The following is a 24,047-nucleotide window of genomic DNA, read 5'->3' on the forward strand; positions in this document are numbered from 1 at the left end:
ACTGCCGGGCAGCGTTGCGCCACCCGGACTGTCTCGACCTAGCGCTGTGAACAACCCGCGCACTGTTTGTTCTGGATCTGCTGGAAGAAATCGTTGCCTTTGTCATCCACCAGGATAAACGCCGGGAAGTTCTCGACTTCAATTTTCCAGATGGCTTCCATTCCCAGCTCCGGATACGCGACGCATTCCAGGCTCTTAATGCTGTTTTGCGCCAGCACCGCCGCCGGGCCGCCAATGCTGCCCAGGTAGAAGCCGCCGTGCTTATGGCAGGCGTCGGTTACCTGCTGGCTGCGGTTGCCTTTCGCCAGCATGATCATGCTCGCGCCGTGGGATTGCAGTAAGTCCACATACGAGTCCATACGGCCAGCCGTGGTCGGGCCGAGTGAGCCGGACGCGTAGCCTTCCGGCGTTTTGGCCGGGCCTGCGTAGTAAATCGGATGATCTTTAACGTACTGCGGCAGTTCTTCACCGTTGTCGAGCAGCTCTTTCAGCTTCGCGTGGGCAATATCGCGCGCCACGATGATGGTACCGTTCAGCGACAGGCGGGTAGAGACCGGGTGCGCGGAAAGCTGCGCCAGGATCTCATTCATCGGCTTGTCCAGATTGATGCTCACCACGTCGCCTTCGCCCTGCTGGCGCAGTGATTCAGGAATATACTGGCCCGGGTTGTGTTCCAGCTTCTCAATCCAGATCCCGTCGCGGTTGATCTTCGCTTTAATGTTGCGGTCTGCGGAGCAGGAGACGCCCATGCCGATTGGGCAGGAGGCGCCGTGGCGCGGCAGGCGGATCACGCGGATATCGTGGGCGAAGTATTTACCGCCGAACTGCGCGCCGAGGCCGAGGTTCTGCGCTTCCTGGAGCAGTTCCTGTTCGAGCTGAACGTCGCGGAACGCCTGGCCGTGTTCATTACCTTCCGTCGGCAGCGCGTCGTAGTAGCGCGTGGAAGCCAGCTTCACGGTTTTCAGCGTGGCTTCCGCTGACGTACCGCCAATCACAAACGCGATATGGTAAGGCGGGCAGGCCGCAGTGCCCAGGGTGCGCATCTTCTCAACCAGGTAGTTTTTCAGCTTCGCCGGGGTGATCAGCGCTTTGGTTTCCTGATAGAGGTAGGTTTTGTTGGCAGAACCGCCGCCTTTTGCCATGCACAGGAATTTGTATTCGTCCCCGTCCACGCTGTAGAGATCGATCTGCGCGGGCAGGTTGGTGCCGGTATTCACCTCTTTATACATGTCCAGCGCCGCATTCTGCGAGTAGCGCAGGTTATCTTCAATGTAGGTGTTATACACGCCCTGGCTCAGCGCCGCTTCGTCACCGCCGCCGGTCCAGACGCGCTGGCCTTTTTTGCCCATGATGATCGCGGTGCCGGTATCCTGGCAGGTTGGCAGAACGCCTTTTGCGGCAATTTCAGAGTTACGCAGGAACTGCAGGGCAACGTATTTGTCGTTCTGGCTGGCTTCCGGGTCGTTGAGAATGGCGGCAACCTGCTTCTGATGGGAAGGACGCAGCATAAACGCGGCATCATGGAAGGCCTGCTGCGCCAGCAGGGTCAGGGCTTCCGGCTCCACTTTCAGCACTTCCTGACCGTCGAATTCGGCAACGGAGACGTGCTCTTTGGTCAGCAGGTAGTATTCGGTGTCGTCATGGGAAAGAGGGAAGGGGTTCTGATAAAAAAACGGTTTATTCGACATAGTATTGCTCCACAAAAATAAAACCGCCGGAGGAAACGTCCGGCGGTCAGGAATCAGAACATCATGGACATCCACGGATAACCAATCAGCAGCAGGGCCGCCAGGAAGATGGCACCGAAGATGGTGCCGAGGCGCCAGTAGTCTTTGGTTGGCAGGTAGCCGCTGCCGTAGTAAATCGGGCTTGGGCCAGTACCGTATGGGGTGATGATCCCCATCACGCCCAGCGAAGTCACCATCAGCAGAACGAACACTTCCATATTCATGCCAGGGATGGTGGAGGCGATGGTCAGCATCGCTGGCAGCAGCGCCGTGGTGTGCGCTGTGGTGCTGGCAAACAGGTAGTGCAGCAGGTAGAACGCCAGCAGCAGAACGATGGTCGCCACGCCCGGAGAGATACCGCTCATCAGCAGACCGCCTTCTTTACCTAACCAGCTGATAAAGCCGGTAGAGGAGAGGCCATCCGCCAGTGCCACCAGGGTAGCGAACCAGACGAAGGTGTTCCATGCGGCCTTGTTACCGGTGATATCGTTCCACTCCAGCACGCCGGTCCACAGCATCAGACCGACGATGAGCAGGGCCGCCATGGCAGGCTCAATCCACGCGGCGGCGAAGATCCACATCAGCAGAGCACAGCAAACGAACACCAGCAGCAGAATTTCGTTGCGGGACAGTTTGCCGAGTTTTTCCAGCTCGCGGGTCGCCCACAGCGGCACTTCGTTATTCACTTTGACTTCTGGCGGGTAGAACCAGTAGGCCAGCAGCGGCATGGTCAGAATCAGCAGGATACCCAGCGGCAGGAAGGCGAGGAACCAGGTGCCCCAGGAGATATCAATCCCAACCGTACTTTTCACCAGCGCCAGGGCCAGCAGGTTTGGCGCGAGGGCGGAGAGGAACATTGAGCTGGTGATACAGGCGGCGGTGATCGCCACCCACATCAGGTATGAACCAATCTTACGCGCGCTTGGGTCATTAGGTTTTGAACCGTACAGCGGCGGCAGGTTAGCGATAATCGGGTAGATGGTTCCGCCGCTGCGCGCGGTGTTGGACGGGGTGAACGGTGCCAGCAGCAGGTCAGCAAACGTAATGGCGTAACCGAGCGTCAGGCTGCGACGGCCGAGGTACTTCACCAGAATCAGCGCCAGACGGCGGCCGAAGCGGGTTTTGTCATAGCCTGCGGCGAACATAAAGGCACCGAAAATCAGCCAGACGGTAGAGTTACCAAACCCGCTCACCGCCCATTTAAAGGAGGCGCCCGCCAGTTTGAATTTCGGGTCAGCCAGCTGATCGGGGCTGAACAGCACCCACTGGCTGCACAGGGCGATGGCGACCACGCCGGTCAGGCCGATCACCGCACCCGGCAGCGGTTCGAAGATCAGACCGACGATCACGCCGACAAAGATGGCGAAGTAGTGCCATGCGTAAGGCGGCAAGCCTTCAGGAACGGGAACAAACAGCAGCAGTACGGCGACGATGACGGGTAGCGCCATCATCAGCAATCGTTTTGCGTTTCCATTCGATGCCTGGTTCGCCACAGGGGGCGTTACAGCAGTTTTTGTATTCATAGTTTCACGTCTTAAGTTGTCAAAAATTCGGTCACAATGAAAAAGCACTTTATTTAGTTTCTTTGCTTTTTTTAGTTATTAAAGGTGCTTTCTTGTATTTTCAGTAATAGCGATTTAACGCGTTTTCGTGTGCGCTAAATTAAAAAATGATGATGTTTTTATATTGCTCTTTTGAATGCCATAACTATTGATCGCGATCAAAAAAATAGAATTGCAGCGTTATTTTTATGCTTTTATTAATAACCACTCTGGCGTATGTGGTTATTGCCTGTTTTTGGCATATTTTTTATCATTTTTTTAACAGGTAAGATTGTGGTGTGTTTTTAGTGCATTGTTTTTATTGATCTTAATTTTGTTTTGGTGAATTGGTTTTACCATTAATCATTTAACGAATTTTAAATTATTGTGAATGGCTGAATTACAATCGCTAACACCAATGTGTTATTTGTGTTATCGAAGGGATTAAATAGTTTTTTAACTAACGTAATAACTTTAGAAACTAAAAAAATCATTATATTAATATCATGACATCGGCAAATAACGACGAAATAAAAAATCAATCCGATAACGAATTCTTAATTTTTAAAAGTTTGGAGTTTCTATTATGAGCACTAACGAACGCATTCTTAGCCCTTTCACATTACCGAATGGTACTGAACTGAAAAACCGTTTGTTAATGGCCCCTATGACAACCTGTACCGGCTATTTTGACGGCACCGTCACCAGCGAGCTGGTGGAGTACTATCGTGCCCGTTCCGGCAGCATTGGCACCATCATTGTGGAATGCTGCTTCGTCGACGATCTCGGTCTCGCCTTCCCGGGTGCCATCGGTATTGATAATGATGAGAAAGTTGCCGGGCTGGCGAAAATCGCAGAGGCCATTAAATCCAAAGGATCTAAGGCGCTGCTGCAGATCTACCACGGCGGCCGCATGGTCGACCCAAAACTGATTGGTGGCCGCACCCCGGTTGGCCCGAGCGCCGTAGCCGCGCCGCGTGAAGGTGCCGCAACGCCGGTTGCTCTGACCGCAGAAGAAGTGGAAGGCATGATCGGCAAGTTTGGTGAGGCGGTGCGTCGCGCCATCCAGGCCGGTTTCGACGGCGTGGAAATCCACGGGGCAAACACCTATCTGATTCAGCAGTTCTACTCACCGAATTCAAACCAGCGCGATGACGAGTGGGGCGGCAGCCGCGATAACCGCGCGAAGTTCCCGCTGGCCGTGCTGGACATTACCCACAAAATGGTGCGCCAGTACGCGGACGACGCGTTTATTATTGGCTACCGCTTCTCCCCTGAAGAGATGGAAGTCCCGGGCATCCGCTTTGACGACACCATGTACCTGCTGGAAAAACTGGCGGCGCGCGGCGTGGACTATCTGCACTTCTCCGTCGGCGCGACCCTGCGTCCTTCCATTGTCGACACTCAGGATCCAACTCCGCTTATCGAAAAATACTGCGCGATGCGTTCTGAAACGCTGGCGCAGGTTCCGGTCATGGGCGTGGGCGGCGTGGTGAATGCTTCCGATGTGAATGAAGCGCTGGATCACGGTTACGACCTGATTGCCGTTGGCCGCGCCACCATCGCTTATCCGGACTGGACAGACCGCATTGCGGCCGGGGAAAGCCTGGAGCTGTTTATGGACAGCACCAAACGCGAAGAGCTCAGCATTCCTGAACCGCTGTGGCGCTTCTCGCTGGTAGAAGCGATGATCCGCGACATGAGCATGGGCGAATCCAAATTCAAACCGGGTACCTTTGCTGAGAAAGTGCAGGATGACGCTAACGAACTGGTGATTAACGTCAGTCTGGAAACCGACCGCATTGCGGACATTGAGCTGGCCTCCGGCCCGAGCGAAGACGTTGAGTTTGTGACCAGCTTTGAAGAGATCCGTACCCGCATTCTGGATGCCAACACCCCGCACGTGGATGCCATCACCGGCGCAACCAGCCAGAGTGAAGCGGTGAAGAAAGCGGTCTCTAAAGCGATGCTGAAATCCAGCAAAGCGCTGGCCGCGGAAGAGGGCGTCGACCCGAACGAAACCCGCAGCGTGGACGTGGTCGTTGTCGGCAGCGGCGGCGCCGGTCTGGCGGCAGCGATCCAGGCTCACGACGAAGGCGCGAGCGTGCTGATTGTCGAGAAAATGCCGACCATCGGCGGGAACACCATTAAAGCCTCTGCCGGTATGAACGCCGCCGAAACCCGCTTCCAGCGCGTGAAGGGCATTCATGACAGCAAGGAGCTGTTCTATCAGGAAAGCCTGAAAGGCGGCGGCAACAAGAACAACCCGGAACTGCTGCGTCGCTTCGTCGAAAACGCGCCGCAGGCAATTGAGTGGCTGGCAACGCGCGGCATCATGCTGAACGACATCACCACCACCGGCGGGATGAGCATCGATCGTACTCACCGTCCAAAAGACGGTTCTGCGGTGGGCGGCTACCTGATCAGCGGCCTGGTGCGTAACGTCAACAAACGCAACATCGAGGTGATGCTGGATACCTCCGTCAGCGACATCATCTTCGAGAACGGCGAAGTGACCGGCGTACGTCTGACCACCGAAGAGAACGAAACCGTCACCGTGGCAACCAAAAGCGTGATTGTTGCCACCGGCGGCTTCAGCGCCAACAGCCAGATGGTGGTGAAATACCGTCCGGATCTGGAAGGGTTCGTCACCACCAACCACAAAGGGGCAACCGGCGGCGGCATCGCGCTGCTGGAGCGCATCGGGGCGGGTACTGTGGATATGGGCGAAATTCAAATTCACCCAACCGTTGAGCAGAACACCTCGTACCTGATTTCCGAATCCATTCGCGGCGGCGGGGCGATTCTGGTCAATCAGAAAGGGGAGCGCTTCTACAACGAAATGTCGACCCGCGATAAGGTCTCGGCGTCAATCATCGCGCTGCCGGAGAAATACGCATACATCGTCTTTGACGAGCACGTACGTGCCAAAAACAAAGCCGCGGATGAGTACATCGCAAAAGGTTTCGTGACCAGCGCCAGCTCGCCAAAAGCCCTGGCTGAAGCGCTGGGTATGGATTACCACGCTTTCCTCGCGACGCTGGAACGTTACAACGGCTTCGTTGAAAAACAGCATGATGACGATTTTGGTCGTACCACCGCGCTGCGCGCGCCTATCAATGAAGGGCCGTTCTACGCCATTCAGATTGCACCGGGCGTGCACCACACCATGGGCGGCGTGACCATAAACACCGAAACCTGCGTGCTGGACAGCAACCACAACGTGCTGCCAGGCGCGTTTGCGGCCGGTGAAGTGGTCGGGGGGATCCACGGCGGCAACCGTATCGGGGGTAACGCGGTGGCGGATATCATTATTTTTGGTACCCTTGCAGGACATCAGGCGGCGATGCGTTCGAAAAAGCAGTAAGGCCCCTGTGTTGTAGGCCGGATACGCGCAGCGTTATCCGGCATTTTCCCCGGCGGCGCGGTGCCTGCCGGGGCTACATCTGAGGACTCCAGTCATGCCTGATGACCATCGCGTTTACAGTTATTCCGCCGTCCTGATGGGCTCACCCATTCTCCTGAAACTCTTCTCCCACGACGAAGCCCTCGCGTCCCGCGTGTTTCGCCTGATCAAACAGTACGAAGATCTGCTCACCGTTAACCGCGCGCACTCGCAGGTGATGGACATTAACCATGCGGCGGGTCAGCATCCGGTTACCGTCAGTCGACCAGTGTTTGATCTGATCCGCTGTGCAAAAGCGGCAAGTTTGCTCAAGGACAGCGCCTTTAACCTGGCGATAGGTCCGCTGGTGAAGCGCTGGAAAATTGGCTTTCAGGGGGACAGCGTTCCGCCGGCGGAGGAAATCGCGTCGCTGCTGGCGATAACCCGTCCTGAAGATGTCCTTCTTGATGAGGCCAGCAGCAGTGTGTTTTTGACCAGACCGGGGATGGAGATCGATCTGGGGGCCATTGCCAAAGGCTATATCGCCGACAGGGTGCGTGATTACCTGCATAAAGAGGGCGCTGAGCTGGGGCTGATCAACCTCGGTGGAAACATTCAGACGTTAGGCTCGCCGGAAGGGGGCTGGAGCGTGGGGCTGAAAAAACCGTTCGCCGGTGACGCGCTGATCGGCACGATGACCGTAGAGAACCTCTCCGTCGTGACGTCTGGAACCTACGAGCGCTACTTTGAGCAAAACGGCAAGCGCTATCACCATATTCTCGATCCGCGCACCGGCTATCCGCTGGACAACGAGCTGGACAGCGTGACGATTGTTTCGAAAGACTCTATCGACGGCGATATCTGGACTACGCTCATGTACGGCATGGGGGTAGAGAAGGGCTGCGCTGTGCTGCGCTCTCGCCCTGATATCGAAGCGATTTTTGTGACCAAAACAAAAGAAGTGGTGATCTCATCGATGCACCACTTCCGTTTTACCCTGCTGGATAATGACTACCGCGTTACTGACAGTATTGCTTGAGCAGGCCGGTCTGCTCCGGCTGGAGACGATAGCGATACACCGGACGCCCGGTGGCACCATAATGAATGCTGGTGAACAGAATGTTGATTTGCGCGAGCCAAATCAGGTATTTACGGCAGGATACGCGGGAGATATTGACGGCGTTAGCCAGGTCATCGGTAGAAAATTCCGTCTCCGGGTGAGCGTCAATCCACTGGCAAATCGTGCGCAGCGTTTGCGGCGTTAACCCCTTCGGCAGCTTTTTACTGTCCGCCAGTTCCGGCGCCCCACCGTGGATCAGCCGGTCGACGTCGGCCTGCTCATAATACTGGTGCGAACCCATCAGGCTGTGCTTTGCCTTCCAGCCGTTCAGCGCCTCTTCAAAGCGCGGGAACTGGAACGGCTTGATCAGATAATCCACCACCCCGTAATGGATAGAGGTCTGGATCGTGGCGGCGTCGGCAGCCGACGAGATCATAATCACATCGATTGGGCGCCCGGATGCGCGAATAACGGGCAGCAGATCCAGCCCGTTATCCTGCTGCATATAGACATCCAGCAGCACCAGATCGACAGGGTGCCCGGGGTTATTAATGATGGCCTCGGCCTGGTTTAGCGTGGAGGCGACGCCGCAGCAGCTAAAACCTTCAACACGGTTGACATACAGACGGTTGAGGTCGGCTACCATGGCGTCATCATCGACAATTAATACATTTATCACGCGATATTCCTCTCGCTATCCCAGGGGATGTGAACAAAAAATTGGGTAAAAACGCCGGGCTCAGACTCGACGGTGATATCGCCGCCGAGGTTCTGGATTTGCTGGCGCGCAAGGAACAGCCCAACGCCGCGGTTTTCACCTTTTGTTGAGAAGCCCTTTGTAAAAATAGCCTCCAGCTGAGCGGGATCAATGCCGGGGCCATCGTCGCTCACTTCGCAGCTGAGCCAGCCGTTCTGATAATGCAGCAGCAGGCCGATCTCACCTTCCTGCTGTCCTTCCATCGCGTCGAGCGCGTTTTCAATGAGGTTACCCAGCACGGTGATCAGCACCGCGACCTGCTCTTCGCTCGCGGTATCCGGTATCTGGCATTCATCCGCCAGCGTCAGGGTGACGCCCGCTTCTTTCGCCCGATTGATTTTACCCAGCAGGAACCCGGCAATAACCGGGGATTTTACCTTGCTCTGTATCGTACCGATATCCGTCTGGTAATTATGTGCCGTCTGGATGATGTACTCTTCCAGCTTGTCGTAGCGCTTCATGTGCAGCAGGCCCAGGATCACATGCAGTTTATTCATAAACTCGTGCGTATGGCTGCGCAGGGCATCGACGTAGTTAACCATGCCATCAATACGCTGCATCAGCTGGCTGATTTCCGTTTTATCACGGAAGGTGGTGATGGCGCCGATCACCCGATCCTGGCTTTTAACGGGCACCATATTGCACAGCAATAGACGCCCGTTACAGCTGATCTCCTGATCCTGGCGCGCGGCGCCCGTCTTTGAGACTTCGCGCAGGCTGGCCAGCAGGGGGGCGCTGGCGTTTTCGGTCTGCTTGCCGGAAGGGAGAAGCAATATTTCTCTGGCGGTCTGGTTGATCATCGTCACGCGCCCGTGAATATCGACGGCCAGCACCCCCTCGCGAAGCGACTGCAGCATCGCCTGACGCTGTTCGAACAAGGCGGAAATTTCGTAAGGTTCGAGCCCGAACAGGATGCGTTTCAGTACCCGCACCAGACCCCAAATCGCCATGGAGCTCATAAATATACTGAACAAAATGGTCCAGACGGCGTTGAGCCGTCCGCGGGCAATCTGATCTTCCACTTTTTTGAGGGAGATACCGACTACCACCACGCCGATCTGGTCGTGCTGGCTGTCGTAAACGGGGGTGAAGACGCGAAGCGCTTCGGCGAGGGCGCCACGGTTTACGGAGACATTCTCTTTACCTTCCAGCGCAGGTTCCAGGTCGTTGCCAATAAAGTGCAGGCCGATGAGGGCTTCGTTCGGGTGCGAGTAGCGAATTCCCCGCATGTCGGTCACCACGGTGAGCAGCAGATCGTTGCGTTGGGTGACGGCTTTGGCGATGGGCTGAATGATGTCCGCCTGGGGTGGCTGCATCAGGCCGCGCTGGATCTCCGGGCTGTTGGCCAGCGTTCTGGCGATACCCAGAGCCGTATCTTTAACATCATCGCGGGTCGCCCGGGTGATTTGCACGGAGTAGAGCGCAAAAACCACCAGCAGCACAGAGGCAATAATCGCGCACACCATCAGCGTGACCAGGGTGTTCAGCTTCATGGGGCGCTTACGCGTCGTAAGGAAAGGCTGCAAATCGCTCATCAACACTCCGCGATAATTAAGAAAGGGGTAATTATCGCCGATGACGCGCTTTTCTTAAAGCCATGTAAAGGCGTGGATTTGGTCCCCTTTTCGTGACCCTCCTCGCAGGTCGTCTATATAAAACACTTTATAGTGTGTGGGTACTCATAATAAGGAGGCTGTTTATGAGCGTTATGCTTACCGGTTCGGTCAAGGAAAGACGGCACGCCAGCACGATGAATATTGATAGATTGTCCACGCTGGACATGCTGAAAGTCATTCACCAGGATGATGCACTCATTTCTGCTGCTATTACCCCCTGTCTAGATGCTATTGCCCGCGTGGTGGACAACGCCGCCGCGACGCTCAGCCACGGCGGTCGCCTGATTGTTGTTGGCGCGGGGCCGTCAGGGCGCGTAGCGCAACAGGTTGCCGATGAATATGCGCCGGGCAAAACTCCTGTTATGGCCGTTACGGCACAAGAAGGGGAAGGGAGCTACGAGCGCGGCGTTGCCGATCTGCAGGCCATCAAGTTTGCTGAACACGATATGATGCTGGCCGTGACCGTCAGCGGAAAAACGCCGTGGGTCTGGGGGGCAATGCGCCATGCGTGGTCGCTGGGTTCACCGGTCGCCATTGTTACCGGTGATGCGCAAAGCGAAGCCGCGCAGCTGGCAAGCATGGTTATCGCTCCGGAGCTGGGGGCCGATGTCGTCGCAGGCTATATCAACACTAAAGCGGGGATCGCGCAAAAAATGATCCTCTCGATGATCGCCACCGGGCTGGCCGTCCGCACCGGACGGGTTTACAGCAACCTGCGTGTGGATCTTGAGGCAGGCACAACCAAATGGGCTGAACGGCAAATTGCGATTGTAATGGAAGCGGGGGGATGCACTCGGGCCGAGGCAAAATCCGCGCTGGCGAGCTGTAACCATAACTGTAAAACGGCGGTATTGATGGTGCTGACAGGGCTGGATGCATGGAAAGCCCATGAGCTGCTGGCGCAGAATAACGGGTTTATTCGCGTGGCGCTGCAGGAAGCGCCGTAATATTCCCGTGAAGAAGTAAAAAGGCCGCAATCGCGGCCTTTGGTTTTTTGGGGAATTAGAACTGGTAGGTCATGCCTGCGCCAACGATGTCATCTGTTGAGATGCCATTGGCTTCGTAGAAGCGATCGTCGTTGTCCAGCAGGTTGATTTTATAATCAACGTAAGTCGAGAAGTTTTTGTTGAAGCTGTAGGTCATACCGAGATCGATATAGTTCACCAGATCCTGATCAACATAGTTGTAAGTATTACCTGGGTTGTAATCATTGCCGCCAATGTCTTTACCTTTGGAGTAAACCCATGCCAGAGACGGACGCAGGCCGAAGTCGAACTGGTACTGCGCTACGGCTTCAAAGTTCTGCGTTTTGTTGGCGATACCAACCGTCTCACCGCTACCAAATGGCGTCATATTGCGGGTTTCCGCATACATCATGGCCAGGTAAACACCCTGCGCATCATATTTTGCGCCAATGGTCCAGGCTTCAGCGCGTTCGCCTCCTGCATATGGGCTGTAGCGGTTGTCGTTACCTGCACCGTATGCAACCTGTGTGTTCGTGCGGTCGGAAGATGAATATGCCGCACCCAGGCTCAGACCGAAGTCAAAATCATAGGAGGTAGACATACCGAAGCCGTCGCCGTTCTGGAAACGAACATCGTCATGGCCGTTTTTCGTGCCTTCCTGATCTTCTGTTGCATCCTGGCCTTCGTTCGTACCCTGATACTGCAGCGCGAAATTAAGACCCTCAACCAGACCGAAGAAATCCTGGTTACGGTAGGTGGCCAGACCGTTAGCACGACCGTTCATAAAGTTATCGGTCCAGGTGTAAGAGTCACCGCCAAATACAGGCAGCATATCGGTCCAGGCTTCAACGTCGTACACGACGCCGTAATTACGACCATAATCAAATGAGCCGTATTCGCCATATTTCAGGCCAGCATACGCCAGGCGGTTGAACGATTTGTTACCCGCGCCTTCGGTATCGTTAGCGAAGGTTTTGTATTCCCACTGACCGTAACCGATCAGGTCGTTAGCGATCTGGGTTTCGCCTTTGAAGCCAACCTGCACATAGGTTTCGTCGCCGTCGTCGCCGGGGTTGTCAGAGAAGGCATGACGCGCGTCGACTTTGCCGTACAGGTCAACTTTGTTGCCGTTTTTGTTGTACATTTCAGCCGCATTGGCTGCGCCTGCCATTAATAATGCGGGTACCAGAATTGCCAGAACTTTTCTTTTCATTATATATTCCCTTTAAATATAATTTACATGAATATATGTAATCACCCTCCGTAATTACAGGCTTGATACTATTCCAGGGAATGTTATTTAGTTTCGAGAATAAATGTAATTAAATTCTAATAAACATTTCCAGATATTTCTATTAATCTCTTTATTTTTCCTGTGAATTAATTCATTGAATTTATATGGTGTAATTATTATTAAGTATTTCGTGATTCTATTTTTAAATTGATTTAATTCGTCTATGTTATAATTCATGCACTTTTAAACAACAGGATATGACGATGGAACTTGTCCGGTGGCAGCAGCGATTTGAGCGCTGGCTCGAGGAAAACCACAGCACCGACGATACCGCACATGATATTTCGCATTTTCGTCGGGTCTGGATGACGGCGCAAAAAATCATGGCTGACCAGGCGGTGGAGCCGCTGGTGATTCTGACCGCATGCTATTTCCACGATATTGTCAGCCTGCCGAAAAACCATCCCGAACGCGGCCGGTCATCCCAGATGGCAGCGCGCAGGACGTGTGACATTCTGCGCCGCGACTTCCCTGATTTTCCGCCAGAGCACGCAGCCAGCGTCGCGCACGCGATTGAGGCGCACAGCTTCAGCGCCGGGATTGCGCCGCAGAGCATGGAAGCCAAAATTGTGCAGGACGCAGACCGGCTGGAAGCGTTAGGCGCTATCGGTCTGGCGCGCGTCTTTGCCGTCTCGGGCGCGCTGGGCGTGCCGCTTTTTGATGCTGACGATCCCTTTGCCGATGCGCGTATCCTTGACGACCGCGCGTTTGCCCTGGACCATTTTCAGACCAAGCTGCTGCGATTGCCTGATACAATGCAAACGGAAATGGGCCGCGAGCTGGCACGTCACAATGCCGATTTCCTGATCCAGTTTATGGCGAAACTCAGTGCCGAATTACACGGTGACTGCATCGGGCTGGATAGCCAGGTGTTGAGCCGCTTCCGTCGCAGTTTGCGCAACTGAACTGTGGTAATCTGTTCCCAGTCTTTACTCTCCGGTTAAAAGAATGCAGGAAAATCTATCAGTGACAGAGCCCGCGCCCGAGCAGGCTGAGAAATCAACGGCAACGGTGCAGGCGTTGCTGCACCAGCTGTTGGATATCTATGATGCTAAAACGCTGGCCAATATGCTGGTGGCGCACGGCGAGAGCCACTGGAGCCCGGCGATCCTTAAGCGTCTGCTGACCAGCGAACGCGCAGGGCGTCGCCTGAGCGAAGGAGAGTTTCGTTATCTGCAAAACCTGCTTCCGCGTCCTCCTGCCGCGCATCCGAACTATGCCTTCCGCTTTATCGATCTGTTTGCCGGTATCGGCGGTATCCGACACGGTTTTGAAGCTATCGGCGGACAGTGCGTGTTTACCAGCGAGTGGAACAAGCATGCCGTCCGGACCTACAAGGCCAACTGGTACTGCGATCCGCACGAGCATCATTTCAACGCGGATATCCGCGATGTGACCCTGAGCCATAAAAGCGGCGTGAGCGATGAACAGGCCGCCGAGCATATTCGCCAGACGATCCCGGCGCATGACGTGCTGCTGGCCGGCTTCCCTTGTCAGCCCTTCTCGCTGGCCGGTGTCTCCAAAAAGAATGCACTCGGACGCGCCCACGGTTTTGCCTGCGATACCCAGGGAACGCTGTTTTTTGATGTGGCGCGCATCATCGATGCCTGCCGCCCGGCCATCTTTGTGCTGGAAAACGTCAAAAATCTAAAGAGCCACGACGGCGGAAAAACCTTCCGCATTATCATGCAGACCCTGGATGAGCTGGGTTATGACGTGGCCGACTCGCAGGACATGGGCGCGGACGATCCCAAAATCATTGATGGGAAACATTTTCTGCCCCAGCATCGCGAACGTATCGTGCTGGTGGGTTTCCGCCGCGATCTCAATCTCAAGGGGGATTTCACCCTGCGGGATATCCCGTCTCTGTATCCCGAGCGTCGTCCTACCGTGGCCGATCTGCTGGAACCTGTCGTTGACGCGAAATTTATTCTTACCCCGGTGCTGTGGAAATACCTCTACCGCTATGCCAAGAAACATCAGGCGAAGGGCAACGGCTTCGGTTTTGGAATGGTAAACCCCAACGATCCGCACAGCGTGACCCGCACGTTGTCCGCTCGATACTATAAGGACGGGGCAGAGATTTTGATCGACCGAGGCTGGGACAAGGCGCTGGGTGAAAAAGATTTCGACGATCCGCACAACCAGCGTCACCGTCCGCGACGCTTAACGCCGCGGGAATGCGCCCGGTTAATGGGATTTGAGACCCTGCAGGGCTACCGCTTCCGCATTCCGGTTTCGGATACTCAGGCGTACCGCCAGTTTGGTAATTCGGTGGTGGTTCCCGCGTTCGCGGCCGTGGCAAAACTGCTGGCCTCGCGCATCAGACAGGCGGTGGCACTCCGTCAGGGTGAGGCCGTCAATGACGGATGTGCACGATAAGGCCACGCGCAGCAAAAATATGCGTGCCATCGGCACGCGTGACACCGCCATCGAAAAGCGCCTGGCCGGGCTGCTGACGCAGGCGGGGTTTGATTTTCGCGTGCAGGATCCCGCGCTTGCGGGTCGCCCGGATTTCGTCATCGACGCCTGGCAGTGCATCATCTTTACCCACGGCTGTTTCTGGCATCACCACGACTGCTACCTGTTTAAGGTCCCCGCGACGCGCACCGATTTCTGGCTGGATAAAATTGGCAAGAACGTCGAGCGCGACCGCCGGGATCTCAGCGCGCTGATTGCGCAGGGCTGGCGGGTGCTGATCGTCTGGGAGTGCGCGCTGAGAGGCAGATTAAAACTGAACGATACCGATCTGACCGAACGGCTGGAAGAGTGGATCTGCGGCGGCGGCCAGACCGCGCAGATCGACACGCAGGGTATTCACCTGCTTAAGGTTTCTCCACCTCGCAAGGCGTGACCACAGGTTTTGCGGGCAATAAATATTTGCCCAGGGTGACCAGCACGACGGCAAACACGATGATCCCTAAAGCAATCCATTCCACAGGTGAGAGCGTTTCTCCCCCCAATCCCGTTCCGAGCAGCACGGCCGCGACCGGGTTGACGTAGGCATAGCTGGTCGCGACAGCCGGGGAGACGTTGCGGATCAGGAACATATAGGCGTTAATGGCGATGATGGAACCAAACAGCGCCAGGTAGCCTACCGCCAGAAAGCCCGACAGAGGCGGCAGGGTCGTCAGCTTTTCTCCCGTCAGCGTGGAGGCGAGCAGCAGCACAATTCCGGCGGCAAGCATTTCAATCGCCCCCGCCATCATGCCGGTCGGCAGTTCGATACGCGAACCGTAGACGGAACCAAACGCCCAGCTCATCGAGCCAATCAGGATGATGATTGCGCCCCACGGATTCCCGCTCAGGTTACCGCCGCTGTTCAGCAGAATGATGCCGGCAAGGCCAATACCAATCCCCAGCCATTCCAGCTTGCGGGTGTGGATACCAAAAAGGCGGCTAAAGCAGAGGGTAAACAGCGGTACGGTGGCAACGACCACGGCGGCGATCCCGGACGGTACGTTCTGGTGCTCGGCAATCGTTACAAACCCATTTCCCACCGCCAGCAGCAGCAGGCCGATCAGGGCGGCATTCATCATCGGGCGCAGCGGGGGAAGTTTATGCCCGCGCAGCAGCAGGAAGGCCAGCAGCAGCACGCCAGCCGAGAGAAAGCGGATGCCAGCCATCATCAGTGGCGGCCAGCTTTCCACGCCGATGCGAATGACAAAGTAGGTTGAGCCCCAGATGATGTACAGCGAAAAGAGTGCCCCAATGAGCGGTAGCAATTGCCGGAAACGCATAATCCCTCACGACGAAATAAAAAGGTCGCTGATAGTAAACGCGAAAACTATCGCGCTGGCGAGCCCTTTAATTGTGTAGCTGATGTGAATTTTTTGTTGACGTGAGGTGGGTGTTTCCGGGTTTGCGCTTTTGCTCCATACTATTCACTTAATTACCAAAAAATGAAGGATTAAGATTTTGGCAGGAAGTAGCTTATTAACATTGCTGGATGATATTGCGACCTTACTGGATGACATTTCAGTGATGGGGAAACTGGCGGCGAAAAAAACCGCAGGCGTGCTGGGAGATGATTTATCGCTTAACGCCCAACAGGTGAGTGGGGTGAGGGCTAACCGTGAACTGCCGGTGGTGTGGGGCGTGGCGAAAGGCTCCTTCCTGAACAAGGTGATTCTGGTGCCGCTGGCGCTGTTGATCAGCGCGTTTATTCCCTGGGCCATCACGCCGCTGCTGATGATTGGCGGGGCGTTTCTCTGCTTCGAGGGTGTGGAGAAGGTGCTGCACTCCTTTAGCGCGCGCAAGCAGAGCGATACACCGGAGGTGCGCCGGCAGCGTCTTGAAGCGCTGGCCGCGCAGGATCCGAAAACCTTCGAGCGCGATAAGGTCAAAGGCGCTATTCGGACCGACTTTATCCTGTCTGCGGAGATTGTTGCCATCACGCTGGGCATCGTGTCTGACGCGCCGCTCCTGAATCAGGTCCTGATCCTCTCCGGCATCGCCATTCTGGTCACCGTGGGCGTGTACGGCCTGGTGGGACTGATCGTCAAGCTGGACGATATTGGCTACTGGCTGGAAGAGAAAACGAGCGCGGTGGCAAGAGGCATCGGCAAAAGCCTGCTGGTACTGGCCCCGTGGCTGATGAAGAGTTTGTCGGTGGTAGGCACGCTGGCGATGTTTCTCGTGGGCGGCGGGATCGTGGTTCACGGTATCGCGCCGCTGCACCATGCTATCGAACATTTCTCCTCGGCGCAGGGGGCTCTTGTTGCTGCAATTCTGCCCACGCTGCTGAATCTGGTGCTGGGCTTTATCATTGGCGCTATCGTGGTTGCGGCAGTTAAGCTGGTTGAAAAAATACGCGGCACGTCGCACTAATTGTTACCCGTTGTGGGATGCAAAAAGACCATTCCTCGTCTAAATTGAAACAGTTTCACCCTGATACAGGAGGCAGGTATGGTCTTTTTGGTCAGTGATGAAGTTAAGCCTAAGAAGGGCGGCCCACGTATGATTGTGACCGGGTATTCCAGCGGAATGGTGGAATGTCGGTGGCACGATGGCTATGGCATCAAGCGGGAAGCATTTCGTGAAGATGAGCTTCAGCCGGGGGACGGGCAGCACCAGCGGGACAAGGCTTAATCACATAACGCCCGGCTTTGCCGGGCGTTTTTATCTCCAGTACCGGGTGTAAGGCAGCGATCAGGGAGTGTGTGTGCAGCGCGATACCTTTGTTGTAAGAGAATCCTTTTTGCAATGGCTGCATAAGCGTAGCAATCCGGGGTTGATTGTTAATCTCTGTTTTCTGGTGGTTCTGGTATTTTCCACTCTACTGACCTGGCGCGAGGTGGTGGTACTGGAAGAGGCCTACATCTCCAGCCAGCGCAATCATCTGGATACGGTGGCAAGTTCTCTGGACCGGCAGCTGCAGAACAGCGTGGACAGGATGCTGTTTTTCCGTCAGGGCATGCATGATGCGATCGAGACGCCGCTGGCCTTTGAAGTCTTACAGGATGCGGTATCACGCTTTAATACCGTCCGCATGCTCCCAACCTGGCAGATTGCCGTTGATAAAAAGCGCACGCTTCCCATAAACGGGGTCTCGGATGTGTTCGTGGATAAAACCACGCTTCTGAATCGGGACGCTGAGCGCATCAGTCATGAAATTTCTGCCGCGCTCGAAGTGGGGTATCTTCTCAGGCTGGCGTCGTCGAGAGCACAAACGGAAGCGCGGGTGATCTACGTCTCTCGTGCCGGTTTTTTCCTTTCCACGGATACGCTGGACCAGGCGGGGGATATTACCTCCCGCTATTACCATCTGGTCACGCAGCCCTGGTTTACCCAGCAGTCAGAGCAGAACAATCGCGCTCGCGCGGTGCGCTGGTTTATCTCTACCCCGTCATCCTGGACCAATGATGAACGTACGATCACCGCCAGCGTTCCCATCTATTTCGATCGTTACTGGTATGGCGTCGTGGCGATGGATTTTACGTTGGGCACCATGCAGCGTCTGCTGGCCGATGCGACGGAAGACCGAACGGAAGGGGAGTATCAGCTGTACGATACCCGGCTCAATATGATTGCCACCTCTGCCCATACGGAAAACGCGGTTAACCATTTTGACGAACGCGAAACGGCGCAGATTGCGCAGGCGATTGAGCACGCTACCGGCGGCGGGATCCGCCTCGGAAGTCGTTTTGTGAGCTGGGAGCGGCTCGATCACTTCGACGGCGTTGTCCTGCGGATCCACACCCTGCACGAAGGGGTACAGGACGACTTCGGCAGCATCAGTATCGTGCTGGCGCTGATGTGGGCGCTCTTTACCGCCATGCTGTTGATCTCGTGGCTGGTGATCCGCCGCATGGTGAGTAACATGTACACGCTTCAGCACTCGCTCCAGTGGCAGGCCTGGCATGACCCGCTTACCCGGCTGAATAATCGCGGCGCGCTGTTCGACCGCGCAAAATTGCTGGCGGAAACCTGTCGCCAGCAGTCGCTGCCGTTCTCGGTGATTCAGATCGATCTCGACCATTTTAAAAACATCAACGACCGCTTCGGCCATCAGGCCGGGGATAAGGTGCTCTCCCACACGGCAGGGCTGATTGCCAGCGCGTTACGCAAGAATGATGTGGCAGGGCGCGTAGGCGGGGAAGAGTTTTGCGTCGTCCTGCCGGGGATCGGCCTGGAGGAGGCGAGAAGCGTTGCGGACCGTATTCGCTGCCGCATCAACAGTAAGGAGATCCTGGTGAAGAAGAGCACGACCCTGCGCGTCAGCGCGTCGCTGGGGGTCAGCAGCGCGGATGAAGCGGGAAACTACGAGTTTGAACAGCTGCAGTCCGTGGCGGACGTCCGGCTGTATCAGGCCAAACAGAGCGGGCGTAACCGGGTCGTCTGGCGCGATTAAGAGAGAAAGTGATCCAGCCCCTCCTGCCAGCCCTCCGGGCCGGGCTGTCGGGTGTGATAAACCCGGGCGGGGTTATCGTCCCGTAGCGTGATGCCCTCACGGTTAATGCCCTTAATCACTACCGCGAAGTCAACGCTGTCGAGCAGCGGCGCATCATTGGGACCGTCGCCGAGCCCCAGCGTGGTGGGTTCAATCTCTTCCAGCTCGCGGTATTGCTCAATCAGCCAGTTTACCGCAACGTCTTTGCCGCAGCGGGCGTCCAGCACATGCCAGAAGCGCGCGCCCTGCAGGCATTTCAGTCCGACATTCGCCAGCTCTTCTTCAAACTGAACCATTTTCTCGTCGGTATCGCGCCAGATGAGCGTGACGGACGCTTCATGCTTGCGGGCAAGCGCCGAACGGTAGCGCGACAATCCGGTCCACTCGCTGATAACGCGCTCATCCACGTCGTCAAAGGTAGTGAATTTATAGCCCGTCTGCAGGCGTATTTGCTCGATTCGCGGGCGAATATCCCGGTGCGTCATCCCCCTGATCTGGCGCTGAATCTTATCCCAGCGTACGTCAGGCTGAATCACCGCGCCGTTCTCGGCAATAAAAGGCAAGCCTTCAAGCCCCAGATCCAGCTGGAGATCCAGCATCTCTGCCGCGGTCTTGCTGCTGCAAAGAATGACCGGAACCTGATTATCCATCAGCCTGTCCAGCCAGGGCATGGCGGGTTGCCACTCATAGGTGTGAATATCCAGCAGTGAACCATCCAGGTCAGAGAAAATCAGCAATGTATCCCGCAGTGAAGGCATAGCGACTCCTGGTAACAGATGCGTTTCGACCTAAGAAAATTCCTAAAAAATGATTGAGGCGAAAACCGGAGGTAAGAGGGGTGCCCCTGGCAAACCCGCATTCGGCGTGTGTTATTGCTCATAACAAAAAGCATTATGTTAAAAATATTATATTCATCGTAAGAATATATGCTTGTCAGCCAAATTCGTTGGGGATAGTGTGGCATGTACATCAGATTTCCTGGTGTAACGAATTTTCAAGTGCTTCTTGCATAAGCAAGTTTTGATCCCGGTCATCCCCATGACCGGGATTTTTTTCGCCCTACCGATTGGCTTCAGACACGCTAAAGTCGTGAATATCAAGCTCGAAGGCCTCCGCCAGCTCGCGATAGGTGTGATAATCCCTTCCGTTGACAATGACGCGGTCCGAATTATCGTCCGACCGGCGGACTTCTGACTCACTGATCTCATTGATGGCGGCCAGCAGGGCATCGACATCCACCTCGACTTCGCGCTTGATGGTGTCGCTGTACTCTTTATCGGTCTTCATTACGGGGTTCCTCATTCAACCGTGTCCAACGGTAAGTATAGACTGTGCATAAAAACGCCATTCACACCGGGCGGCGATGTGCGTTTTTGCGTTTTGTTCTACACTGGCTCAAAACCAGAGGAGGAATGTATGAAGGTCAACGATCGGGTAACCGTTAAAACGGACGGTGGGCCGCGCCGCCCGGGTGTGGTGCTGGCAATTGAAGAGTTTAGCGAAGGCACAATGTACCTGGTATCGCTTGAAGACTACCCGCTCGGCATCTGGTTTTTTAACGAACTGGGGCATCCGGACGGTATTTTTGTCGAGAAGGCGGAGTAGCACGGCGTCGGGTAGCACATCGCGTGCCCGACAACCTCTCCAGAAGCAAAAATCTCTGGCCAGGCCAGAGATCAAAGGTAGGGTGCACAGGTCTTAAGCGACTAACGCATGTTAACGAAAATCCCGTTCGTCACATTATCGGTCAGGCGTACCACGTGGTAGATCACTTGCTTATTATGCGTTTTAATTTTCCTTTTAATATTTCCTTTGTGTGACGAAACGGTTTTCGCTTTAATATTCATCTGGTCAGAGATCTGAATAGTTCCTTGTCCCGCCATCCACATTCGCAGCATACTTGATTCAGTCCTGCTTAATGATAGGGTGGGTAAGTTAACCGCTCCTACATTTTTAACTTCTTTATTCAAATAATCACCCAGAATGTCATCCAGCGACTCGGGTTTAATCGATTTAGAACTGATCAATAAATTTTTACGGACCAACAAATACTCATCGAAATGGATATTCGCGATCGCCATAAAAACAATAAACAGGGTTTTTGGATGCTGATTAATGATTTGCTTAATGTGCTGACTGTTGGCTGGATCGTGAATGAAACAGTCCTCATTAATAAACACCACGCCTGGTTTTAGTTCGTCACAAGCGGCTGCGAGTTCGTCAACGGTGTGTGCATCGTTGATGTCTCTCTTTCTTACCCCTCTGCTTGCCAGGTACCCGGTTAACCCTAGCCGGGTGTAGCTGCATAAATCCATAATGATCGTTGACATGGCATACCCTCACTCAATGCGTAACGATAATTCACCATCTGCCTGAGAGCTCAAAACAGCCATACGGGATGGAAAAAAATAATAAACCTGTGAGCATGACAAAGACTTTCAGGCGGACTCACTATCCCGTAAAGTTACGTATAATTTGCCAGGAATCTTCTTAAAGTAAAGTAAATATTAAGTATTGTGAGATGGTTAGAAACAATTAAACCGCGTCAGATATATCCTGGAAGATGTTTTACGTGTTTTATTTTAGGAATATCCTCAGAAAGACAATAGCAACAGTGAGGGCTATTATTTGCGTGGCAGCTCGCTGACAATATCCGCTAACAGGTTGAATATCTCGCCGAATAAATGTTCACAGAAGGGAGCGATAAGTGGCATCATTAATGACATTAATAAAATCCCAACCGTCAGCGTCAGCGGAAAACCAATGACAAACACTGAAAGCTGCGGCGCCATTCGGTTGAGTAAACCTAACGCCAGGTTGACGGTCAGCAGCAGGGTGATGATCGGCAGCGCCAGCATCAGCCCGTTGAGGAAAATCAGCCCCGCAGCGCGAGTAAGCGCGAGAAAAGCGTTGCTGTTCACCGGATTTTCGCCAATCGGTAGCGTATGGAACGTATCTACCAGCATGGAGATAAGCCACAGATGGCCGTTGAACGACAGGAACAGCAGCATGGCGAGCAGATCGATAATGCGCGCCAGCACGGGCATGTTGAGATGACTGCCGGGATCGACAAACGTGGCGAACGATAGCCCCATCTGCAGGCCGATCAGTTCCCCAGCGGTACGCACCGCGGCAAAGGCGAGCTGCATGGTAAAGCCGACGGCGACGCCAATCATCACCTGCTGCAGGGCCACCCACACCGCATTCGCTGAGAAGATCGGAATATCCACGGGGGGAAGAGAGGGCGCAACGATAATGGAGATGATGATGCCCAGCCCCACCTTGACCCGCTTGGGTATCGATTTCTCACTGAGAATGGGGGCGGTGGATATCAGCGCCATGATGCGCAGCATCGGCCAGAAATAGACGCCGAGCCACTGAACCCACTGGTCGCTGGTGAAGTGCAGCATCGTCAGGTCAGCCGATGATGTACGGCAGATTGGTAAACAGGTTGCGCATATAGTCCAGCAACAGGTTCAGCATCCACGGCCCGGCCACGATAATCGCCACGAACACGGCGATGATTTTCGGGATGAACGACAGTGTCATTTCGTTAATCTGCGTGGCGGCCTGCAGGATACTGATAATCAGACCGGTAACCAGCGCAACAAGCAGCAGGGGCGCGGCAACGGCAATCGCGATTTTCATCGCTTCCGTGCCCATCATCATGACCGATTCGGGTGTCATTGCCGTTCCTTAACTGTAGAAACTCTGCGCCAGCGAACTGACCAGCAGCTGCCAGCCGTCGACCAGTACAAAGAGCATGATCTTAAAGGGCAGGGCAATGGTCGCGGGCGGCACCATCATCATCCCGAGCGCCATCAGGACGCTGGCGATCACCAGGTCGATAATCAGGAACGGAATAAAGATGGTAAAGCCGATCTGGAACGCGGTTTTCAGCTCGCTGGTGACATAGGCAGGCAGAAGAATACGCATTGGCACCGCTTCCGGTCCCTGCAGCTCGCCGGTGTTGGACAGGCGGGCAAATAGGGCCAGGTCGGCTTCTCGCGTCTGGCGCAGCATAAACTCTCGCAGCGGCTGGGCGCCTTTATCCAGCGCCTCCTGCATGGAGATTTTGTCTTCGCTGAACGGCTGATAGGCGTCGGTATAAATCTTGTCGATAACCGGCGACATAATGAAAAAGGTCAAAAACAGCGCCAGTCCCAGCAGAATCTGGTTTGGCGGCGCGGAAGGGGTTCCCAGCGCGTTTCGCAGCAGACCAAAGACGATGATGATGCGGGTGAAGCTGGTCATCATCAGCAGGATGGCCGGAATAAACGTCAGCGAGGTGATGAACACCAGCGTCTGCACCGGAAGCGACCAGCTTTGTCCGCCGCCCGCGAGAGGGGTGGAGACCAGGCCGGGCAGCTGTGCATAAACCGCGGGAGCAAACAGGCCAACGCCCGCAAGCGTCAGGGATAACAAACGGCGCATCAGGATCTCCCGGAACGCTTAAGCAAACTCTTCATGACGGACTGAAAATCCGCAGGGGCGTCTGCGCGCTCGTCCACCACAACAGGGGCGGGCGGCAGCTTGTGTAATACGCTGATGTTTGAGGCCGTGACGCCCAGGACCAGGCGCGCATCGTCTACCTCGACGATGACCACGCGCTCGCGTGGACCCAGCGTGGTGCTGGCGCTGACCTTCAGGCCGCGGGCACCGGCGGTTTTACCCGCCAGGCCAAAGCGCTTCGCCAGCCATGCGGCGATAAGAATAAAGGCAATAATACCGAACAATGCCCCGCTCACCTGGAGCAGAGGCGAGCCGGGAACGGCAGAAGGCTGTGATATTGTTGCCTGGGTTTTCATGC

At 55.1% G+C, this 24,047-nt stretch carries 22 protein-coding genes and 1 pseudogene; 10 read left to right on the forward strand and 13 right to left on the reverse strand.

What is annotated here, in order from left to right:
• Positions 1-38: 38 nt before the first annotated feature.
• Positions 39-1,688, reverse strand: coding sequence for a class I fumarate hydratase FumA (gene fumA, locus AC1VYI_RS09835; RefSeq protein ID WP_045356690.1), 1,650 nt, complete (start codon positions 1,686-1,688; stop codon positions 39-41).
• A 53-nt stretch (positions 1,689-1,741) separates the two neighbouring features.
• Positions 1,742-3,250, reverse strand: a complete 1,509-nt coding sequence (locus AC1VYI_RS09840; RefSeq protein WP_023312327.1) for an anion permease — start codon at positions 3,248-3,250, stop codon at positions 1,742-1,744.
• Positions 3,251-3,854: 604 nt separating this feature from the next.
• On the opposite strand from AC1VYI_RS09840, the gene AC1VYI_RS09845 reads away from it, so the two are divergent.
• Together AC1VYI_RS09845 and AC1VYI_RS09850 are read left to right on the forward strand one after the other, a co-directional pair.
• Positions 3,855-6,635 carry a flavocytochrome c gene (locus tag AC1VYI_RS09845; RefSeq protein WP_134865978.1) on the forward strand — a complete coding sequence of 927 codons (2,781 nt, stop codon included), beginning with the start codon at positions 3,855-3,857 and terminating at the stop codon, positions 6,633-6,635.
• Positions 6,636-6,729: 94 nt separating this feature from the next.
• Positions 6,730-7,692 carry an FAD:protein FMN transferase gene (locus tag AC1VYI_RS09850; protein ID WP_134865979.1) on the forward strand — a complete coding sequence of 321 codons (963 nt, stop codon included), beginning with the start codon at positions 6,730-6,732 and terminating at the stop codon, positions 7,690-7,692.
• Here AC1VYI_RS09850 and dcuR read toward each other — a convergent pair.
• Both dcuR and AC1VYI_RS09860 read right to left on the reverse strand, forming a co-directional pair.
• The gene (gene dcuR / locus AC1VYI_RS09855; protein WP_023312324.1) at positions 7,673-8,392 is read right to left on the reverse strand and encodes a two-component system response regulator DcuR; all 720 of its coding nucleotides are present in this window, start codon (positions 8,390-8,392) and stop codon (positions 7,673-7,675) included. The genes AC1VYI_RS09850 and dcuR overlap by 20 nt on opposite strands.
• Positions 8,389-10,005, reverse strand: a complete 1,617-nt coding sequence (locus AC1VYI_RS09860) for a sensor histidine kinase (RefSeq protein WP_045403177.1) — start codon at positions 10,003-10,005, stop codon at positions 8,389-8,391. Before AC1VYI_RS09860 ends, dcuR begins: the two co-directional genes overlap by 4 nt.
• Before the next feature lie 164 nt (positions 10,006-10,169).
• On the opposite strand from AC1VYI_RS09860, the gene AC1VYI_RS09865 reads away from it, so the two are divergent.
• Positions 10,170-11,033 (forward strand): N-acetylmuramic acid 6-phosphate etherase, encoded by an 864-nt coding sequence (locus tag AC1VYI_RS09865; RefSeq protein ID WP_134865980.1) that lies wholly within the window; start codon positions 10,170-10,172, stop codon positions 11,031-11,033.
• 55 nt (positions 11,034-11,088) lie between these two features.
• On the opposite strand, the gene ompC is transcribed toward AC1VYI_RS09865, so the two are convergent.
• Positions 11,089-12,264 carry a porin OmpC gene (gene ompC, locus AC1VYI_RS09870; protein WP_134865981.1) on the reverse strand — a complete coding sequence of 392 codons (1,176 nt, stop codon included), beginning with the start codon at positions 12,262-12,264 and terminating at the stop codon, positions 11,089-11,091.
• A gap of 284 nt (positions 12,265-12,548) precedes the next feature.
• Between ompC and AC1VYI_RS09875 the strand changes: the two genes are divergently transcribed.
• From AC1VYI_RS09875 to AC1VYI_RS09885, 3 genes are all read left to right on the forward strand, one after another.
• Positions 12,549-13,250: a phosphohydrolase gene (locus AC1VYI_RS09875; RefSeq protein ID WP_047741648.1), complete on the forward strand. Its 702-nt coding sequence runs from the start codon at positions 12,549-12,551 to the stop codon at positions 13,248-13,250.
• 61 nt (positions 13,251-13,311) lie between these two features.
• Entirely contained in the window at positions 13,312-14,727 is a 1,416-nt protein-coding gene (locus AC1VYI_RS09880; RefSeq protein ID WP_134865982.1) for a DNA cytosine methyltransferase, read from the forward strand.
• Positions 14,708-15,199 (forward strand): very short patch repair endonuclease, encoded by a 492-nt coding sequence (locus AC1VYI_RS09885; protein WP_047173118.1) that lies wholly within the window; start codon positions 14,708-14,710, stop codon positions 15,197-15,199. Before AC1VYI_RS09880 ends, AC1VYI_RS09885 begins: the two co-directional genes overlap by 20 nt.
• On the opposite strand, the gene yedA is transcribed toward AC1VYI_RS09885, so the two are convergent.
• Positions 15,171-16,085 (reverse strand): drug/metabolite exporter YedA, encoded by a 915-nt coding sequence (yedA, locus tag AC1VYI_RS09890; protein WP_134865983.1) that lies wholly within the window; start codon positions 16,083-16,085, stop codon positions 15,171-15,173. The two genes, AC1VYI_RS09885 and yedA, sit on opposite strands and share 29 nt — an antisense overlap.
• A 178-nt stretch (positions 16,086-16,263) precedes the next feature.
• Between yedA and AC1VYI_RS09895 the strand changes: the two genes are divergently transcribed.
• From AC1VYI_RS09895 to dgcQ, 3 genes are all read left to right on the forward strand, one after another.
• On the forward strand, positions 16,264-17,175 hold the full coding sequence (locus tag AC1VYI_RS09895) for a DUF808 domain-containing protein (protein WP_134865984.1): 912 nt from the start codon (positions 16,264-16,266) through the stop codon (positions 17,173-17,175).
• 78 nt (positions 17,176-17,253) lie between these two features.
• A complete protein-coding gene (locus AC1VYI_RS09900; RefSeq protein WP_023312315.1) occupies positions 17,254-17,436 on the forward strand; it encodes a YodC family protein in 183 nt (60 codons plus the stop codon).
• 73 nt (positions 17,437-17,509) lie between these two features.
• The gene (gene dgcQ, locus AC1VYI_RS09905) at positions 17,510-19,198 is read left to right on the forward strand and encodes a cellulose biosynthesis regulator diguanylate cyclase DgcQ (protein WP_134865985.1); all 1,689 of its coding nucleotides are present in this window, start codon (positions 17,510-17,512) and stop codon (positions 19,196-19,198) included.
• Here the strand turns inward: dgcQ and AC1VYI_RS09910 are convergent.
• On the reverse strand, positions 19,195-19,995 hold the full coding sequence (locus AC1VYI_RS09910) for a mannosyl-3-phosphoglycerate phosphatase-related protein (RefSeq protein ID WP_226483995.1): 801 nt from the start codon (positions 19,993-19,995) through the stop codon (positions 19,195-19,197). The genes dgcQ and AC1VYI_RS09910 overlap by 4 nt on opposite strands.
• A 301-nt stretch (positions 19,996-20,296) precedes the next feature.
• Complete coding sequence (gene yodD / locus AC1VYI_RS09915; RefSeq protein WP_008500310.1) at positions 20,297-20,524, reverse strand: YodD family peroxide/acid resistance protein; 228 nt, start codon at positions 20,522-20,524, stop codon at positions 20,297-20,299.
• Between the two features lie 129 nt (positions 20,525-20,653).
• Between yodD and dsrB the strand changes: the two genes are divergently transcribed.
• Positions 20,654-20,842 (forward strand): protein DsrB, encoded by a 189-nt coding sequence (dsrB, locus tag AC1VYI_RS09920; RefSeq protein WP_013097741.1) that lies wholly within the window; start codon positions 20,654-20,656, stop codon positions 20,840-20,842.
• 101 nt (positions 20,843-20,943) lie between these two features.
• On the opposite strand, the gene rcsA is transcribed toward dsrB, so the two are convergent.
• The 5 genes and pseudogenes from rcsA to fliO form a co-directional block, all read right to left on the reverse strand.
• A complete protein-coding gene (gene rcsA, locus AC1VYI_RS09925) occupies positions 20,944-21,567 on the reverse strand; it encodes a transcriptional regulator RcsA (RefSeq protein WP_008500313.1) in 624 nt (207 codons plus the stop codon).
• A 287-nt stretch (positions 21,568-21,854) separates the two neighbouring features.
• Positions 21,855-22,647: pseudogene (fliR, locus tag AC1VYI_RS09930) on the reverse strand (flagellar biosynthetic protein FliR); the annotation flags it as partial.
• 7 nt (positions 22,648-22,654) lie between these two features.
• Positions 22,655-22,924, reverse strand: a complete 270-nt coding sequence (gene fliQ, locus AC1VYI_RS09935) for a flagellar biosynthesis protein FliQ (protein WP_008500315.1) — start codon at positions 22,922-22,924, stop codon at positions 22,655-22,657.
• 9 nt (positions 22,925-22,933) lie between these two features.
• A complete protein-coding gene (gene fliP, locus AC1VYI_RS09940; protein WP_134865987.1) occupies positions 22,934-23,671 on the reverse strand; it encodes a flagellar type III secretion system pore protein FliP in 738 nt (245 codons plus the stop codon).
• Positions 23,671-24,045 (reverse strand): flagellar biosynthetic protein FliO, encoded by a 375-nt coding sequence (fliO, locus tag AC1VYI_RS09945; protein ID WP_023312309.1) that lies wholly within the window; start codon positions 24,043-24,045, stop codon positions 23,671-23,673. Before fliO ends, fliP begins: the two co-directional genes overlap by 1 nt.
• Positions 24,046-24,047: the final 2 nt, after the last annotated feature.

This window comes from Enterobacter sp. QK-SA4 (genome assembly GCF_056856775.1).

Excerpts from the sequence above, each read along its gene's own strand:
- fumA (WP_045356690.1), bottom strand. The coding sequence starts at position 1,688 with ATGTCGAATAAACCGTTTTTTTATCAGAACCCCTTCCCTCTTTCCCAT.
- AC1VYI_RS09840 (WP_023312327.1), bottom strand. The coding sequence starts at position 3,250 with ATGAATACAAAAACTGCTGTAACGCCCCCTGTGGCGAACCAGGCATCG.
- AC1VYI_RS09845 (WP_134865978.1), top strand. The coding sequence starts at position 3,855 with ATGAGCACTAACGAACGCATTCTTAGCCCTTTCACATTACCGAATGGT.
- AC1VYI_RS09850 (WP_134865979.1), top strand. The coding sequence starts at position 6,730 with ATGCCTGATGACCATCGCGTTTACAGTTATTCCGCCGTCCTGATGGGC.
- AC1VYI_RS09860 (WP_045403177.1), bottom strand. The coding sequence starts at position 10,005 with ATGAGCGATTTGCAGCCTTTCCTTACGACGCGTAAGCGCCCCATGAAG.
- AC1VYI_RS09865 (WP_134865980.1), top strand. The coding sequence starts at position 10,170 with ATGAGCGTTATGCTTACCGGTTCGGTCAAGGAAAGACGGCACGCCAGC.
- ompC (WP_134865981.1), bottom strand. The coding sequence starts at position 12,264 with ATGAAAAGAAAAGTTCTGGCAATTCTGGTACCCGCATTATTAATGGCA.
- AC1VYI_RS09875 (WP_047741648.1), top strand. The coding sequence starts at position 12,549 with ATGGAACTTGTCCGGTGGCAGCAGCGATTTGAGCGCTGGCTCGAGGAA.
- AC1VYI_RS09885 (WP_047173118.1), top strand. The coding sequence starts at position 14,708 with ATGACGGATGTGCACGATAAGGCCACGCGCAGCAAAAATATGCGTGCC.
- yedA (WP_134865983.1), bottom strand. The coding sequence starts at position 16,085 with ATGCGTTTCCGGCAATTGCTACCGCTCATTGGGGCACTCTTTTCGCTG.
- AC1VYI_RS09900 (WP_023312315.1), top strand. The coding sequence starts at position 17,254 with ATGGTCTTTTTGGTCAGTGATGAAGTTAAGCCTAAGAAGGGCGGCCCA.
- AC1VYI_RS09910 (WP_226483995.1), bottom strand. The coding sequence starts at position 19,995 with ATGCCTTCACTGCGGGATACATTGCTGATTTTCTCTGACCTGGATGGT.
- yodD (WP_008500310.1), bottom strand. The coding sequence starts at position 20,524 with ATGAAGACCGATAAAGAGTACAGCGACACCATCAAGCGCGAAGTCGAG.
- dsrB (WP_013097741.1), top strand. The coding sequence starts at position 20,654 with ATGAAGGTCAACGATCGGGTAACCGTTAAAACGGACGGTGGGCCGCGC.
- rcsA (WP_008500313.1), bottom strand. The coding sequence starts at position 21,567 with ATGTCAACGATCATTATGGATTTATGCAGCTACACCCGGCTAGGGTTA.
- fliQ (WP_008500315.1), bottom strand. The coding sequence starts at position 22,924 with ATGACACCCGAATCGGTCATGATGATGGGCACGGAAGCGATGAAAATC.
- fliP (WP_134865987.1), bottom strand. The coding sequence starts at position 23,671 with ATGCGCCGTTTGTTATCCCTGACGCTTGCGGGCGTTGGCCTGTTTGCT.
- fliO (WP_023312309.1), bottom strand. The coding sequence starts at position 24,045 with ATGAAAACCCAGGCAACAATATCACAGCCTTCTGCCGTTCCCGGCTCG.